This window comes from Arthrobacter sp. 9AX (genome assembly GCF_902506095.1).
Taxonomy (GTDB): domain Bacteria; phylum Actinomycetota; class Actinomycetes; order Actinomycetales; family Micrococcaceae; genus Arthrobacter.
In genome coordinates, this window is record NZ_LR733293.1 from 2185734 (window position 1) to 2199394 (window position 13661).

The following is a 13661-nucleotide window of genomic DNA, read 5'->3' on the forward strand; positions in this document are numbered from 1 at the left end:
GACGGCCACCGAAAACCGCACGTTTCGGCGGTGTTTCAGGGCTGTTAACGGCGCTGCCGGCGGCTCTGGGGCATTGCCGTTACATGAAAAGTAGTTTTTACTTGGTGGCAATGCGTATTCAATCGGAGGGCCATGTGGAAACCGTCACCCAGCTGTTGGAATCAATCAAGGATGTAGGCCGGGATGCCTTCCGCGGCGGCTACACCCGGCCCGTCTACTCAACGGCCGAACTCGACCTGCGCGGGTGGTTTGTCGAGCAGGCCGGGCGGCGCGGCCTCGAGGTTGAAACCGACCGTAACGGAGTCATCTGGGCGTGGTGGGGCCAGCCGTCGGACGGGGCGTTGGTGACGGGCAGTCACCTCGACTCAGTTCCCGGAGGCGGCGCCTTCGACGGGCCGCTGGGCGTGGCCTCGGCGCTGGCCGCCGTAGACCTCCTGAGGGCGCGCGGAACCGCCCCGAGCCGTCCACTGGCCATCACGGTGTTTCCGGAAGAAGAGGGCTCGCGCTTCGGCGTTGCCTGCCTCGGCTCCCGGCTGCTCACCGGGGCCATTGACACCAACAAGGCCCTCAATCTTCGCGATGCCGACGGCAACACTTTCGCCGATGTCGCGCGCGCCAACGGACTGGATCCCCGCTATATGGGCCCCGATGCCGAAGCGCTTGCCCGGATCGGTGACTTCGTAGAGCTTCACGTCGAGCAGGGCATTGGCCTGGGGACAGACGGCCCCGGCATTGCCGTCGGCAGTTCCGTCCTCGGCCATGGCCGCTGGAAACTGAGCATCCACGGGCAGGGAAACCATGCGGGCACCACGTTGATGGCCGATCGCGCCGACCCCATGGTTGCCGCGGCGCAGATTATCGTGGCCGTACGTCAGGCGGCTGCCCGGCAACCCGATGCGCGGGCCACCGTAGGCCGGATTGTTCCTGTGCCTGGCGGCACCAATGTGATTCCTTCGCGCGTGGACCTGTGGCTGGATGCCCGCCACCCGGATGACAGGGTCACGGCCCACCTGGTTGAAGGCATCCACGGCAGGGCCCAACGCGTTGCAGCGGAGGAAGGATGCACCGTCACCCTCACTGAGGAGTCATACAGCAACACTGTGCACTTTGACGCCGGCCTCACCGGCAGGATCAGCGGCCTGCTGCCTCACGCGCCCGTACTCGCTACCGGAGCCGGTCACGACGCCGGCGTCCTGGCCGGCTTCGTCCCTTCCGCCATGTTGTTCGTCCGGAATCCGAGCGGTATTTCGCATTCCCCCGAGGAACACGTGGCGGACAGGGATGCCGACGCCGGTGCTGCCGCCCTCGCGGACGTCCTGGCAGGCCTGCTGTGATGCGGTACTGGTGCGAGAAGGCAATTCTGTCCGGCACCGACGGACCCGTAACCGCCGACCGGGTCGAGATCGAAAGCGACGGCGGACGGATCGTGCGGATCTCCTCTGGAGTGGCCGCCTCGCCGGACGCGCAGGTGCTGCCGGGCGTCGCCTTCCCGGCGGCAGCAAATGCGCATTCGCACGCTTTCCACCGGGTGCTTCGCGGCCGGACGCATGCCGGCCGCGGCGACTTCTGGCTCTGGCGCGAGCACATGTACCGGAGCGCATCAGAGCTCACACCGGAGAGCTACGAGCAGCTGGCTACGGCTGTATTTGCCGAGATGGTGGTTGCCGGCTTCAGCAGCGTGGCGGAGTTCCACTACGTCCACCACCAGCCCGGCGGCCGGCCCTATCCGGAGCCGCACGCCATGGAGCTCGCCCTGGCGCGTGCGGCAGTGACTGCCGACATCCGGCTGACGCTGCTGGACACCCTGTACGTGGCCGGCGGCATCGGCATGCCTCTCAGCGCAGAGCAGGCCCGATTCGGTGACGTGGACGTCCATGCCTGGCTGAAGCGGCTTGAGTCGCTGCGGGCCGAGGTCGCAAGCACTTTCCCGCCGGAGATGGTGAGCGTGGGAGCCGCGCTGCACTCCGTGCGTGGAGTTCCCGAGGAGGACCTGGCAGTGGTGGCCAGGGAACTGCCTGATGACCTGCCGCTGCACATCCATCTCAGTGAACAGCCTGCTGAAAATGATGCCTGCGTCGAGGCATACGGCCTGACGCCGGCCGGGCTGCTGGCGCGGCACGGCCTCCTTGGCCCAAAGCTCTCCGCCGTCCACTGCACCCATCTGACAGAAGCGGACATCAACTTGCTGGGGGAGTCGGGCACAACCGTGGTGATGTGTCCCACCACGGAAGCCGACCTGGCCGACGGCATCGGACCTGCCCGGGTGCTTGCCGATGCCGGAGCCACCATCGCTTTGGGAACTGACCAGCACGCCGTCATCGACCCATGGATCGAAATGCGGGCGCTGGAACACGGTGAGCGCCTCAGTTCAGGACAACGCGGCCGGTTCTCCCCGGCTGAACTCCTGCAAGCCGCCACGCAAGGTGCCGCACGATCCATGGCCACACCGGTTGCGCCGGGCGCCCTGCACGTCGGGGCTGTCTGCGATGTGGTGGCAATCGTTCCCGACTCGGCGAGGACTGCAGGGTCCCGGCCCGAACAACTCCCGTTGTCCGCCACGGCCAGCGACGTTGCCCGCGTCATCATTGGCGGCAGACTCGTCGTGACGAACGGCCACCATCACACCCTTGGCGAACCGGGACCGCTGCTGGCAGCAGCAATCCGAAACTTCACCTGACCCCCGCGCAACCAACAGGGCAGCGTTTAGAAGGCTGACGACTGACGGGGTGCCCACGAACCGAAAGCGCCGGTGTCACCCGCTCATTGCGGGTGGCACCGGCGCTTTCGCTTTGCAACGCCGCTTAGTTCGCGCGGGCCTTCTCAGCTGAGTCCGCAGCGGGGACAGCTGCCGTTTCGAGGCGGCCGCGGACGCGCTTCACGGTTTCCGGTGCAAGGATCGCCGAGGCCACGGTGATGACACCGATGACACTGAAGTACAGGATCACCCAGCCTGGTTCGCCGTTACCGGCGTTGAGCAGGGCCACGGCGACCAGCGGCGCGATACCGCCGGCAAGGACCGATCCGAACTGGTAGCCCATGGAGGCGCCGCTGTAGCCCTTCGGCAGCGACGGCGGCGTCACTCGACTCCAGGTGTGACTTTGTTTTGTCGATCAGGTAATCAGCGCTCTGCGCAGGTGCCTCTCCGGTAGCCACGGCACCGAGGACGCCCTCCCCGAGGGGCATCCGGATGTTGCGGAACAGCGCTGTCGCGGCCCCGTCGGTCACCCTGATGTAGGACTCCCCGGTGGTGTAGTCATTCAGGCTCGGGTAGGCGATGTCGCTCCCGATAAGGGAGCGGGTCCAGCGAACGATGGCTTTGAGGACAGCCTCCACATCGCGGATACCCGTCAGGTCTGTGGCAGTGTCATACAGGACCCGAAGCAGGCCTTCACGCCTGCCCGCTTCCCGCAGCCTGGTGTTAAGGCTGCGGGCAGCTGCTGCCGTGCCCGGCTCTAGCAGGTTCTTCGCCTGGATCCCTGGCCAGCTGTGACTCCAGCTCCCCAGCAGAAACACCGTCCACCAGAAGCGACAAAAGCCGCCCTAGGGCCACCCCGTCAACAGGGGCGGCACTTGGACGGACGGGCGGACTTTCTTGTGCACCCATAGCGCCCCTGGTAGCTGCCGTCACCTGGTACGTACCCCAAAATCGTAGTGGGCAGGGTCAGGCCAGGGGAGCGAGGGGAGTTACGGAGAACGGGACGGCCAGGAGCGAATCCACTGCCTGCACGAATTCCATGACGTGGCTCTCTTCGTTGTGGGCTTTCAGGTCGTCTGCACTGGACCATCCTTCGAAAAGTACGAACGTTCCCGGTCTCTGGGCGTCGGTGAATACCGTGTAGTGCAGGCAGCCCTCGTCTCCGCGGCTTACTGTCTGCAGGGCCAGGAGCGCTTCCTGAAGGTCGGCTTCGTATCCCGCTTTGGCGATGAAGACCGGCATGAGCCAGACTTCGTCCGTGCCCTGGCGGGTCAGGAGGGGTTCGGTCATTGTCGGTCCTTGAGGTCGGGGGAGAGGGGAGGGGCGGCGCGATACCGCCCCTCCCGGGATTGCTGGGTCAGGCGTTGATCTGTGGGACCTCGACCCATGACTCTTTGGCAGCGGATTCGACGATGGCGTCGTCGATCAGGGCGACCTGGTAGCCGTCTGCGAAGCTCGGGCTTACGCTGCCGCCTTCCGCGATGGCCTTGAAGAAGTCATGCGCTTCGATGATCTTCGTTTCGCCGTACCCGATGCCCAGTGCCGGGATGGGCCACAGTCCTTCGCCGTACGGGTGGGCGGGCCCGGTGTAGACGGTGCGGAATCCGCGCCGGTCGGCCGGGTCGGAGGCGAAGGACACCTGCAGTTCGTCGCGTCGTTCGTAGTTGAAGACGATGCTGCCTTCGGTTCCGTGGATTTCGAAGGTGATGTAATTGTTCCTGCCGTGGGCGTTCCGGGTTGCTTCCACGGAACCCACGGCCCCGTTGGCGAAGCGGATCATGGTCATGACCTCGTCATCGACGTCGACCTGGCCCTTGGGGCCCTCCCCGCCCCGGACGTTTCCGAGTGCGTCGGCTCCACCTGTCTGCAGCGGCCGCTCCGGGATCCAGGTGGACAGAACGGCGTTGACGGCGCTGAACTCGCCAACGAGGTAGCGGGCCATGTCAATGACGTGTGTGGCGATGTCGCCGAGGGCGCCGGAACCTGCGATCGACTTCTGGAAACGCCAGGACAGCGGGGAGTTGGGGTCTGCGCTCCAGTCCTGGAGGTACGTTCCGCGGAAGTTCAGGATGCGGCCAATGGCGCCTTCCTCAATGTACTTCTTTGCCAGCGCGACGGCCGGGGTCCGGCGGTAGTTGAAGGCCACCATATGGACGATGTTCTTGTCTTTGACCGCGTCGTACATGGCCTTGGATTCCTCGCCCGTGCGGGCCAGGGGCTTTTCGCAGATGATGTGCTTTCCTGCCTCTGCCGCGGCGATGGCGATTTCTGCATGAAGGTGGTTGGGCGTGGCGATGTCGACGACGTGGATGTCAGGGTCGTCGATGATGCTGCGCCAGTCCGAGGTGGAGTTCTCGAAGCCGAAGCGGCGTGCTGCTTCGGCGGCGAGGTCCCCGTTGGCTTCAGCGATGACTTTGCGGACCGGCAATGCCGGTGCCGGCCAGAAGAACATGGGCATGGCGGCGTAGGCCAGGGAGTGGGCCTTGCCCATAAAGCCGCCTCCGATGAGGCCGACATTGAGGTTCTGCATGATAATTCTGTTCCTTTCGGACAATGCGGGCGCCGGCTGCGGCAGCCCGTGCGGTCAAAATGTGGTCAGAGGAGTTTTTCGAGGTACTTCTTGCTGATTTCGGCTGCTGCCCGGGGGTCGCCGTCGTAGTTGTCCAGCTCGACCATGAGCCAGCTGTCGTATCCGCTTTCGCGGATCGCGGCGATGATGTCAGGGAAATCGAGTTCGCCTTCGCCGAGGGGGAGGAAGTTGAACGGTTCCTGCTGGAAGTCCTTGAGGTGGACGTGCTGGATCCTGTCGGGATACTTCCGGATGACTGCGGCCGGATCTGCTCCGCCTGCTGCAAGGTGGGCGGTGTCCGGGCAGAAGCCGATCCGGGTCAGCGGCATGAGCTTGTCCAGTTCTTGCGGGCTTTCGACGATGGTGCTCAGGTGCGGGTGGTAGCTCGCGGACAGACCAAAGCTCTCTGCGATGTCCGTGACCTGGTCCAGGGCTTCACCGAGACGCCGGTAGTCCTCCTCGGTGGTCCCGGCCGCACGCCTCGCGCCGCCGCCCACGACCAGCCGTTCCGCGCCGAAGCTTGAGGCAAGCTCCGCGGCCCGGTGAATGCGGTGCATTTCGTCCGGAAGGATGTCGCCGTAGATGAAGTTTGCGCCGGTGTACACACTGGTCAATGCGATGCCGTTGCTGCTGAGGATCTCTTTGAGCTCTTCGGGCTTGTCCGCGTATTCGGCAAGGTTGCCATCGAACATCTCCACGCCCTGGTAACCGACGGAGGCGATGTCCTGGACGGCGTCCCGCATGGACCCGTGCGTCATGTAGAAGAGGTCCTTGACGCTTGTCACGCCTTGGGGGTGGCCGACGACGCCGCCCCAGGTGATGGAACAGTAACCAAGTTTCATTGCTTATGCCTTTCAACTGCCGGGATGATCCCGGCTCGTGCTGTGGAGGTCAAGGTCCTTTACTTCTTCCGGGCGAGTGCAACAGCAAGGATGATGATGGCGCCTCGGACCACCTGCTGCTGGCTGCTGTCCAGTCCGGCCAGGATCAGTCCGTTGTTGATCAGGCCGATCAGGAGTGCACCGAAGAGGGTTCCGACGATTGAGCCGAATCCGCCAAAGAGGCTGGTTCCGCCCAGGATGACCGCGGCGATGGCGGAGAGTTCGTCTCCGGCTCCCCACTGGAACCTGCCCGACTGGAGGCGGCCGGCGTACAGCATGCCGGCGACGCTGGCGACCATGCCGGAGATGAGGAGCACCTGGAACTTAATGCGTTTGGTGTTGATGCCGGTGAACTCTGCGGCATTGCGGTTGCCGCCGGTGGCGAGTACCTGGCGGCCGAACTTCGTGCGGTTCAGGACAACGGCCCCGATGGCAACGAAGATGGCACTCCAGACAACCAGGCCCGGCACGGGGCCGAAGTCGCCGGATCCGAACAGCATGTTGAAGGTGTCGTTCAGGATCGGCTGCGGGGCAGAGGCCGTGATCCACTGGGCTACACCGACGGCGATACCGAGCATGCCCAGTGTTACCAGGAAGGAGGGGATGCCGAGAAGGCTTACCAGTGCGCCGTTTATGGACCCGACCACAAGTCCGACGGCGAGTCCGGCAAGGATGCCCGGGATCAGGCCCCACTGCGACAGTGCCATCGCGGTGCAGACACTGGACAGGCCGGCAACTGATCCGACGCTGAGGTCGATTTCGGCGCAGGAGATGACGTACGTCATGCCCACGGCGATGACCGTGATGGTGGCGGTCTGGCGGAAGATGTTCAGCAGGTTTTGCGGTGACAGGAAGCCCTGGTCACGCAGCAGAACGGCGAAGAAGAGGAAGACGACGACGAAACCGATATAGATGACGTAGCGCCGCCAGTCGAGGTCTTTCAGCATTGTTCCGATATTGCGGGGTGCCGCGGTGTCCCGGGGCGCGATGGTGTTTGCCTTGCTCACTGGTCAGACTCCCTGGACTGCAAGTTGAAGATATTCCTCGTCAGCGATGTTGCTGCGGGGGATGTCACGGATGACGGAGCCGTCCTTCAGGACGAGGACGCGGTCACTGACCGCGAGTAGTTCGGGGTACTCCGAAGAGATGACGATGACGGCTTTGCCGGCACTGGCCAGCTCACGGATCATGTCCAAAATTTCGCTTTTCGTGCCGATGTCGACGCCGGCCGTCGGTTCATCCAGAATCAGGATGTCCGGGTCGGTGCCCAGCCATTTGGCAATAACAACCTTTTGCTGGTTGCCGCCTGATAACAGGCGCACCGGACGGTGGGGGTGGGCGACCTTGACTGCAAACTTCTTGATCAACGACGAGGACAGGTCCTTGCCTTTGTTGGAGTCAAGGAGCGGCCCGCGCTTGATCTGGCCAAGCAGGGGCAGAAGCAGGTTGTCGCGGACGGAGTGGTCCAGTACAAGTCCCTGGGCCCGCCGGTCCTCCGGAATGAGTGCTATCCCGGCGTCGATGGCCTGTTGTGGTGAGGTCAGGCTGACTTTCTCACCACGGATCAGGATGTCGCCGCTGTCCCTGCGGTCGATACCGAAAAGAGCGCGCGCGAGTTCCGTCCGGCCGCTGCCCATGAGGCCGGCCAACCCCAGGATTTCCCCGGGCCGGAGCGCGAAGGACACATCCTTCACACGCCTCCCGGCGTTCAGGCCACGGACCTCGAGCAGGGGAGCGCCTTCGTGGTCCACCCGATCGCGCTCCCGGTAGGCAAGTTCGCCCTCGATCTTCTTGCCGACAATGCCTTCGACGATCTGCTCCGGGGTCACGTTGGTCAGCGGTTCGGTCAGGAGCCGGCTGCCGTCGCGCAGGATCGTGATCCGGTCGGCGAGACGGTAGACCTCGTCCATGCGGTGCGAGATGTAGATGATGGAGATACCGCGTTCCTTGAGACGGTCGATGAGTTCAAAGAGGGCTTCGGACTCATGCCGGGCAAGACTCGCGGTGGGTTCATCCATGATCAGCACCTGGGCGTCCTGTGAGAGCGCCTTGGCGATTTCGGTCAGTTGCCAGTAGGCCGTCCCGAGGCGGGACACTTCAGCCTGGGGGTCCACGGTAACTTCCATCTCGGCGAAGAGCTCCCTGGCCCGCCGCACCGCGGCCCGGTCATCGATCAGGCCGCCGGCGCCGAGCGGTTCGGCTGAGAGGAAGATGTTTTGGGCAACGGTCAGGCTCGGCACGAGGCTGAACTCCTGGAAAACCATGCCGATCCCAGCGGCCTTCGCATCGTGGATCGAGTTGATGACAGTCGGCTTGCCGCCAATGATGATCTCGCCGGCGTCGGCCTGGTACACGCCTTGGAGGATTTTCATGAGGGTGGACTTGCCGGCGCCGTTGCCTCCCGCGAGGGCGTGGACTTCGCCCTTCCGGACATCGAAACTGACGTCCCTCAGAACTGATACGCCGTTGAAGCCCTTGGAAATCGAGCGCATTTCGACGACATTGTCTGCGGTGTTCATTGTTGCCCTTTCGGTACGGTGCGGAGGAATCGATTCCCCCGCACCGTCGGGTCTGGCTACTTCTTGTAGGAGTCCTGGATGTCCTTCGGAGCATCCTCGTGATAGACCTGCTTCCAGGCCTCCAGAACGTTGGAGTGGTCCACCGGCAGGGCGCTCAATGCCACGTAGGCCGGTGCCTGCTTGCCGATGAGTGCTCCTGCGGCGAGGCGGGCCTCGGTTACTCCCTGGTCGAACGGAACCTGGGCTCCGAGGCCCACGACGAGCTGGTCCTTGGCCAAGGCGATGGCGACGTTCTTGCCGAGGTCCTCCGTTGCGATCTTCAGGTCCTGCCGGCCGGCGGCGCGGGCGGCAGCCATGACGCCTTCAGCGGGGACGTCCCAAACAGCCCAGATGCCGTTCAGGTCGGCGTACTTGCTCAGCATTGCATTCGCGGCGGCCTGCGCGTCACCGGCGAAGTCAGGACCGGCAATGCCCTTTTCCTCAACGATCTGGATCTCGGGGTACTCCTTGGTGATCGTCTCCTTGAAGCCCTCGTAGCGCTGTTTGGTCACGAAGAAGTCGGCCTGATGGAAGACGAGTCCGATCTTGCCCTTGCCGCCAATGGCCTTCGCCATCTGGTGGGCGGAGACGACGCCGTTGCCGTAGTTGTCGGCAGAGACGACGGAGACGTAGTCCTGTCCGGCAGTCAGGCCCTGGGGAATGTTGTCCATGAAGACGATCTTGGCTCCGGCTGCTGCAGCCTTCTTGTATGCGCCTGCAGTGGCCACAGGATCGGTGGGGATGGAGACGATGATATTCGGGTTCTGCGTCATCACTGTCTCAAGGTCGGACACCTGCTTGTCCGGCTTGAAGTTGGCGTCCGTGGTGGCGATGACTTTGATGCCGAGCTTTTCGAATTCGCTCTTGAGCCCGTTGGTCTGTGCGGTGGCCCAGTCATTGCCGCCGTAGTGCATAACAATGGCGGCGGTGGCGTTGAGGGCCTTGATCTTTCCGATTTCTTCGGGCGTCAGGTCTGCAACGGAGGCCGGGGAAGGGGTCTCCCCGTTGGGACCCTTGCTCAGGACCTGGCCTGTGATCTTGTCCAGGGCCTGCTGTGCCTTTTCGGAAACGCCGGCGTCGGGAGCGTTTGAAGTGGCCGTGGTGGAACTGCTGCAGGAAGCGATAGAAAGTGACAGGGCTGCTGCCACGGCAACAAAGGGAAGCCTGCGGATCATCATTGTTCTCCAGTGCTTTGGGGTTGATGGACGGTTGGATGGATCAGGCGAGGGCGACGGCCAGGGCCGGGGGAATCGGCGACAGGACGAGCGCCCCAGCGGCTGAGGCCGTGCGGACAGCCCCTGCCTTGTCAGAAGCCCGCAGGAGAGCCTGCGCATGCTCTCTTTCGACAAAGAAGCCCAGGGAACACGGCCCGTAATGGGCCTGGACCCAGTTCACCGCCTCGCCTGCGGTTTGGGTCATGTCACCGCCGGCGTTTGGCGTGTCCATTGTGGAAACCGATGCGGTCCCACCCGACTCGTCGACGGTGATGATCATGCTGGCCCAAAGGACGTTGTTCTCCAAGACGCAAACAACGGCCGAGGAGCCGGCGGCGACGAATGTTCGGACAGCTAAGGCGAGATCGTCCACTGCTTCTTCGTCAGTAAGGAGCAATGCAAGATTTGCCAACTGGGCGCCGTGAACATTTCGAAGCCTGAAACGGGAATCGAGCGCAAGTGCATCTGCAACGGTGCCGGGCATCTGCGCTCCTTTCCTCTTCGAATTCCTCTTTCCGTAAACGCTAACGGTGTTCCGTGAACGTTTACGAACCGATCGTAAGCGTTTACGGTCGGTAGTGTCAAACTTCACATCCGCCGGCCGGGAAGCCCTGCGCAGCGGAGGCCACCGTAGGATGAGGACGAGCAGAAGTCCCCTGGGGATTATGGGGCGAGGCGCGAGACAGGAGAGTGCATGACAGAGGCTGCAATCCCGCGCGGGTCGAAGGGACGGCGCCCGGAATCCCCGCAGCGCCGGAAGCCGACCATCAATGACGTGGCCCAAGTTGCCGGAGTCTCGTTTGGGACCGTCTCACGTGTTCTCAACAGTGCGCCGGATGTCAGTGCCGCAACCCGTGAGCGGGTCCTGCAGGTAATTCAGGACATCGGGTACCGCCGGAACAGGGCAGCAACCGCGCTGGTCACCAACCGGTCCACCTCCATTGGGATAGTCACAGATGGCTCGCCCCGGTTCGGGCCTGTCGGGACTCTGATGGCCCTTGAAAACGTTGCCCGGAAGAAGGGCTATGCCACAACCGTCATCAGTGCCGAGGAACCTTACGGCGAATCGGTTCAGGCGGCACTGGACACCCTTGACGACGTCGGCGCCGGGGGAATCATCGTCATCGCACCTGTGGTCGATATGGCGGCAGCGGTCTGGAATGCCTCATGCCGGGTGCCGGTGGAGATGATTGCCGCCGGAGCATCGTCAACCCCAAATGTCTTCACCTACTCCGAAAACCAGGAGCTCGGCGCACGGCTGGCCACTCAACATCTCATCGACCTGGGCCACACGGACATCGCCCACTTAGCCGGCTCCATGGAGTGGTTCGACGGACGTGTCCGCAAGCGCGGTTGGGAAGCCGCGCTGCGCGATGCCGGGCTGTCACCCGGGCTTTGCCTGGAGGGCGATTGGAGCCCGCGCTGGGCCTACGAAACAGGCCTCCAACTGGTGCGCGAGGACAGGGTCCCCCAAGCGATTTTCGCGGCCAGTGACCATACCGCCCTCGGGCTGATACGCGCATTCGCTGAAAATGGCGTGCGTGTCCCGGAGGACGTGAGTGTGGTCGGCTTCGACGATATCGAAGGTTCAGACTATTTCCTGCCGCCGCTGACCACGGTCCGCCAGGACTTCACCGCATTGGCCCTCATGAGCATGGAAGTGCTGATCGGCGCGATGGAGGGCAGGGAGGTGGACCGTACACCGATCCCGCCGACACTTGTTGTACGCAGCAGCTCAACCCGCGCCACGCCCGTGAAGGGAAAACCACCGGAAGACGGGTGATGTCAGTGGCTGTGATGCCGGTGTTTGAGTTCGATCGGCCTGATCAAGGCAGGCTGCCATCGCCCGCGGACCTCGGACTCCGGACCAGGATGACGGAAGGGTGTCACCAGCACGCGCCTTGCTGGTGACACCCTTATCCGTCCTGGCAGATCAGTCGTCAGGCTGTGTGCGCTCCTTTCGCAGGGTCTTATAGGCCGCTGCGAGCCCTACAGCAGCCATCACCCAGGGTCCGGCGACGATGATCGGGTCCATCCACTGGTGGTTCACGTCAGCGCGTTTTTGTCCGTATCGTGAGTGGATGGGGTGGTGGGAGAACTCGCTGAGCACTCCGGTTTCGGTGACGGGGTTGTCCGGGTGCAGGGTCGCCAGGGACTTCAGGTGGTGTTCCGTGGCGTCCACCCGGTCAGCGGCGATCAGCAGCAGCCAGTGCGCGGCCCGCCCCTCGCTGTATTTGTAGGCGTATTTCCGGATGGCGCCGGAGACCCCCGCAGGAGGGGTTGAGGTGCCAAAAACCGGAGGCAGGAAGGCATGCTCGACCGACCGTTCCCGGGGCCATTTCTCCGGTTGGCGCTCCGGGAAGTCCCAGCGCGCGCCCGTCTCTATGCCGGGTTGCTCGCGGGGGTAGGAGGGGCGGTCGGCGGGGTCCAGGTCGGCACCCCATCCCGGGATCTGGGCCCGGAGCTCGTCGGCGGACTTGCGTGGGATGCGTTTGTTGGCAATGTATGGTGTGGCTGTCTCAGTCATGGTGCGCTTTCCCTTCAGGACTGGCCGGCAACAACGAGCGGCTTGATGATGTTGTCCAGCTTGGAGGAGAACATGTGGTAGCCCTCGGCGATGTGTTCCAGCGGAATGCGGTGGGTGACGATGTCGCTGGGTTTCAGGTAGCCATTGCGGACGTGCTCGAAAAGGCGCGGCCACTGCCGTTTAACCGGGCATTGGTTCATCCGCAGGGTCAGGCCCTTGTTCATGGCGTCGCCGAACTTCACGGCGCTGAAGATGGGACCGTACGCCCCCACGACGGATACCGTGCCGCCTTTGCGGACGGAATCGATGGCCCAGTTGAGGGCAATGGGGGAGCCGCCCTGCAACTTCAGCTTGCTGCTCGTGACGTGCTGGAGGAAGTTGCCGTCCGCTTCGGCCCCGACTGCGTCAATAACGACGTCGGCGCCCAGGTAGTCGGTTTCCTTCTTCAGGTGCACCACGATGTCGTCGTATTCCACGAAGTTGAACGTCTCGGCATGCGCGAAGCTGCGGGCCTTCTCCAGACGGTACTGCAGGTGGTCGACCACGATCACCCGCCCCGCCCCCATCAGCCAGGAGGACTTCGCCGCGAACAGCCCCACCGGGCCGGCGCCGAACACCACCACGGTATCGCCTTCCGCGATGTCGCCGAGCTGGGCGCCGAAGTAGCCGGTGGGGCAGGCGTCGGTGAGCAGGACCGCGTCCTCTTCGTCCATCCAGTCCGGAATCTTCGAAGGCCCCACGTCCGCGAAGGGGACACGCACGAATTCTGCCTGGCCGCCGTCGTACCCGCCGCACGTGTGGGAGTAGCCGTAGATGCCGCCCACCGCCGTTGCGTTGGGATTCACGTTGTGGCAGTTGGAATACAGGCCGCGGGAACAGAAGTAGCAGGAGCCGCAGTAGACGTTGAACGGCACCATCACCCGGTCCCCGACCGCCACGTTCTGCACCGAGGACCCCACTTCATGCACGGTGCCCACGAACTCATGGCCGAACGTCATCCCCACCCGGGTATCGGGCATCATGCCGTGATAGAGGTGCAGGTCGGATCCGCAAATGGCGCCCTTACTGACCCGCACTATCGCGTCGTTCGGGTGTTCGATCTTCGGAATGTCCTTTTCTTCAACCCGTACTTTGTACGGGCCGCGGTAAACCATGGCCCGCATTAGTACCACGTCCCGGGAATCGCTCGTTTCGTCATCGAAGGTCTTCCTCTCTGG

13 protein-coding genes are annotated in these 13661 nt (G+C 63.7%); 3 read left to right on the forward strand and 10 right to left on the reverse strand.

What is annotated here, in order from left to right; all coding sequences use genetic code 11:
- Positions 1 to 110 precede the first annotated feature (110 nt).
- A complete protein-coding gene (locus BACI348_RS10015; protein ID WP_236557689.1) occupies positions 111 to 1334 on the forward strand; it encodes an allantoate amidohydrolase in 1224 nt (407 codons plus the stop codon).
- Positions 1334 to 2677 (forward strand): formimidoylglutamate deiminase, encoded by a 1344-nt coding sequence (locus BACI348_RS10020; protein ID WP_159825401.1) that lies wholly within the window; start codon positions 1334 to 1336, stop codon positions 2675 to 2677. The genes BACI348_RS10015 and BACI348_RS10020 overlap by 1 nt, the downstream gene beginning before the upstream one ends.
- Before the next feature lie 124 nt (positions 2678 to 2801).
- On the opposite strand, the gene BACI348_RS10025 is transcribed toward BACI348_RS10020, so the two are convergent.
- From BACI348_RS10025 to BACI348_RS10060, 8 genes are all read right to left on the reverse strand, one after another.
- On the reverse strand, positions 2802 to 3080 hold the full coding sequence (locus tag BACI348_RS10025; protein WP_201298408.1) for a hypothetical protein: 279 nt from the start codon (positions 3078 to 3080) through the stop codon (positions 2802 to 2804).
- A 581-nt stretch (positions 3081 to 3661) separates the two neighbouring features.
- On the reverse strand, positions 3662 to 3985 hold the full coding sequence (locus BACI348_RS10030; RefSeq protein ID WP_236557519.1) for a putative quinol monooxygenase: 324 nt from the start codon (positions 3983 to 3985) through the stop codon (positions 3662 to 3664).
- 67 nt (positions 3986 to 4052) lie between these two features.
- Entirely contained in the window at positions 4053 to 5225 is a 1173-nt protein-coding gene (locus BACI348_RS10035; protein WP_159825403.1) for a levoglucosan dehydrogenase, read from the reverse strand.
- 65 nt (positions 5226 to 5290) lie between these two features.
- Complete coding sequence (locus BACI348_RS10040) at positions 5291 to 6106, reverse strand: sugar phosphate isomerase/epimerase family protein (RefSeq protein WP_159825405.1); 816 nt, start codon at positions 6104 to 6106, stop codon at positions 5291 to 5293.
- A 59-nt stretch (positions 6107 to 6165) separates the two neighbouring features.
- On the reverse strand, positions 6166 to 7152 hold the full coding sequence (locus BACI348_RS10045) for an ABC transporter permease (RefSeq protein ID WP_159825407.1): 987 nt from the start codon (positions 7150 to 7152) through the stop codon (positions 6166 to 6168).
- Between the two features lie 3 nt (positions 7153 to 7155).
- Positions 7156 to 8664, reverse strand: coding sequence for a sugar ABC transporter ATP-binding protein (locus tag BACI348_RS10050; protein ID WP_159825409.1), 1509 nt, complete (start codon positions 8662 to 8664; stop codon positions 7156 to 7158).
- A gap of 56 nt (positions 8665 to 8720) precedes the next feature.
- Positions 8721 to 9881 (reverse strand): substrate-binding domain-containing protein, encoded by a 1161-nt coding sequence (locus tag BACI348_RS10055; RefSeq protein ID WP_159825411.1) that lies wholly within the window; start codon positions 9879 to 9881, stop codon positions 8721 to 8723.
- A gap of 40 nt (positions 9882 to 9921) precedes the next feature.
- Positions 9922 to 10401 carry a hypothetical protein gene (locus BACI348_RS10060; RefSeq protein ID WP_159825413.1) on the reverse strand — a complete coding sequence of 160 codons (480 nt, stop codon included), beginning with the start codon at positions 10399 to 10401 and terminating at the stop codon, positions 9922 to 9924.
- Between the two features lie 210 nt (positions 10402 to 10611).
- On the opposite strand from BACI348_RS10060, the gene BACI348_RS10065 reads away from it, so the two are divergent.
- Positions 10612 to 11700, forward strand: coding sequence for a LacI family DNA-binding transcriptional regulator (locus BACI348_RS10065; protein WP_159825415.1), 1089 nt, complete (start codon positions 10612 to 10614; stop codon positions 11698 to 11700).
- A gap of 150 nt (positions 11701 to 11850) precedes the next feature.
- On the opposite strand, the gene BACI348_RS10070 is transcribed toward BACI348_RS10065, so the two are convergent.
- Positions 11851 to 12444 carry a hypothetical protein gene (locus BACI348_RS10070; protein ID WP_159825417.1) on the reverse strand — a complete coding sequence of 198 codons (594 nt, stop codon included), beginning with the start codon at positions 12442 to 12444 and terminating at the stop codon, positions 11851 to 11853.
- Between the two features lie 14 nt (positions 12445 to 12458).
- Entirely contained in the window at positions 12459 to 13607 is a 1149-nt protein-coding gene (locus BACI348_RS10075) for a zinc-dependent alcohol dehydrogenase (RefSeq protein ID WP_159825419.1), read from the reverse strand.
- Between the last annotated feature and the right edge of the window lie 54 nt (positions 13608 to 13661).

What these genes read in the sequence shown, in the direction of transcription:
- BACI348_RS10015 (WP_236557689.1), top strand. Translation starts at nt 111, where the DNA reads ATGCGTATTCAATCGGAGGGCCATGTGGAAACCGTCACCCAGCTGTTG.
- BACI348_RS10020 (WP_159825401.1), top strand. Translation starts at nt 1,334, where the DNA reads ATGCGGTACTGGTGCGAGAAGGCAATTCTGTCCGGCACCGACGGACCC.
- BACI348_RS10030 (WP_236557519.1), bottom strand. Translation starts at nt 3,985, where the DNA reads ATGACCGAACCCCTCCTGACCCGCCAGGGCACGGACGAAGTCTGGCTC.
- BACI348_RS10035 (WP_159825403.1), bottom strand. Translation starts at nt 5,225, where the DNA reads ATGCAGAACCTCAATGTCGGCCTCATCGGAGGCGGCTTTATGGGCAAG.
- BACI348_RS10040 (WP_159825405.1), bottom strand. Translation starts at nt 6,106, where the DNA reads ATGAAACTTGGTTACTGTTCCATCACCTGGGGCGGCGTCGTCGGCCAC.
- BACI348_RS10050 (WP_159825409.1), bottom strand. Translation starts at nt 8,664, where the DNA reads ATGAACACCGCAGACAATGTCGTCGAAATGCGCTCGATTTCCAAGGGC.
- BACI348_RS10055 (WP_159825411.1), bottom strand. Translation starts at nt 9,881, where the DNA reads ATGATGATCCGCAGGCTTCCCTTTGTTGCCGTGGCAGCAGCCCTGTCA.
- BACI348_RS10060 (WP_159825413.1), bottom strand. Translation starts at nt 10,401, where the DNA reads ATGCCCGGCACCGTTGCAGATGCACTTGCGCTCGATTCCCGTTTCAGG.
- BACI348_RS10065 (WP_159825415.1), top strand. Translation starts at nt 10,612, where the DNA reads ATGACAGAGGCTGCAATCCCGCGCGGGTCGAAGGGACGGCGCCCGGAA.
- BACI348_RS10070 (WP_159825417.1), bottom strand. Translation starts at nt 12,444, where the DNA reads ATGACTGAGACAGCCACACCATACATTGCCAACAAACGCATCCCACGC.
- BACI348_RS10075 (WP_159825419.1), bottom strand. Translation starts at nt 13,607, where the DNA reads ATGCGGGCCATGGTTTACCGCGGCCCGTACAAAGTACGGGTTGAAGAA.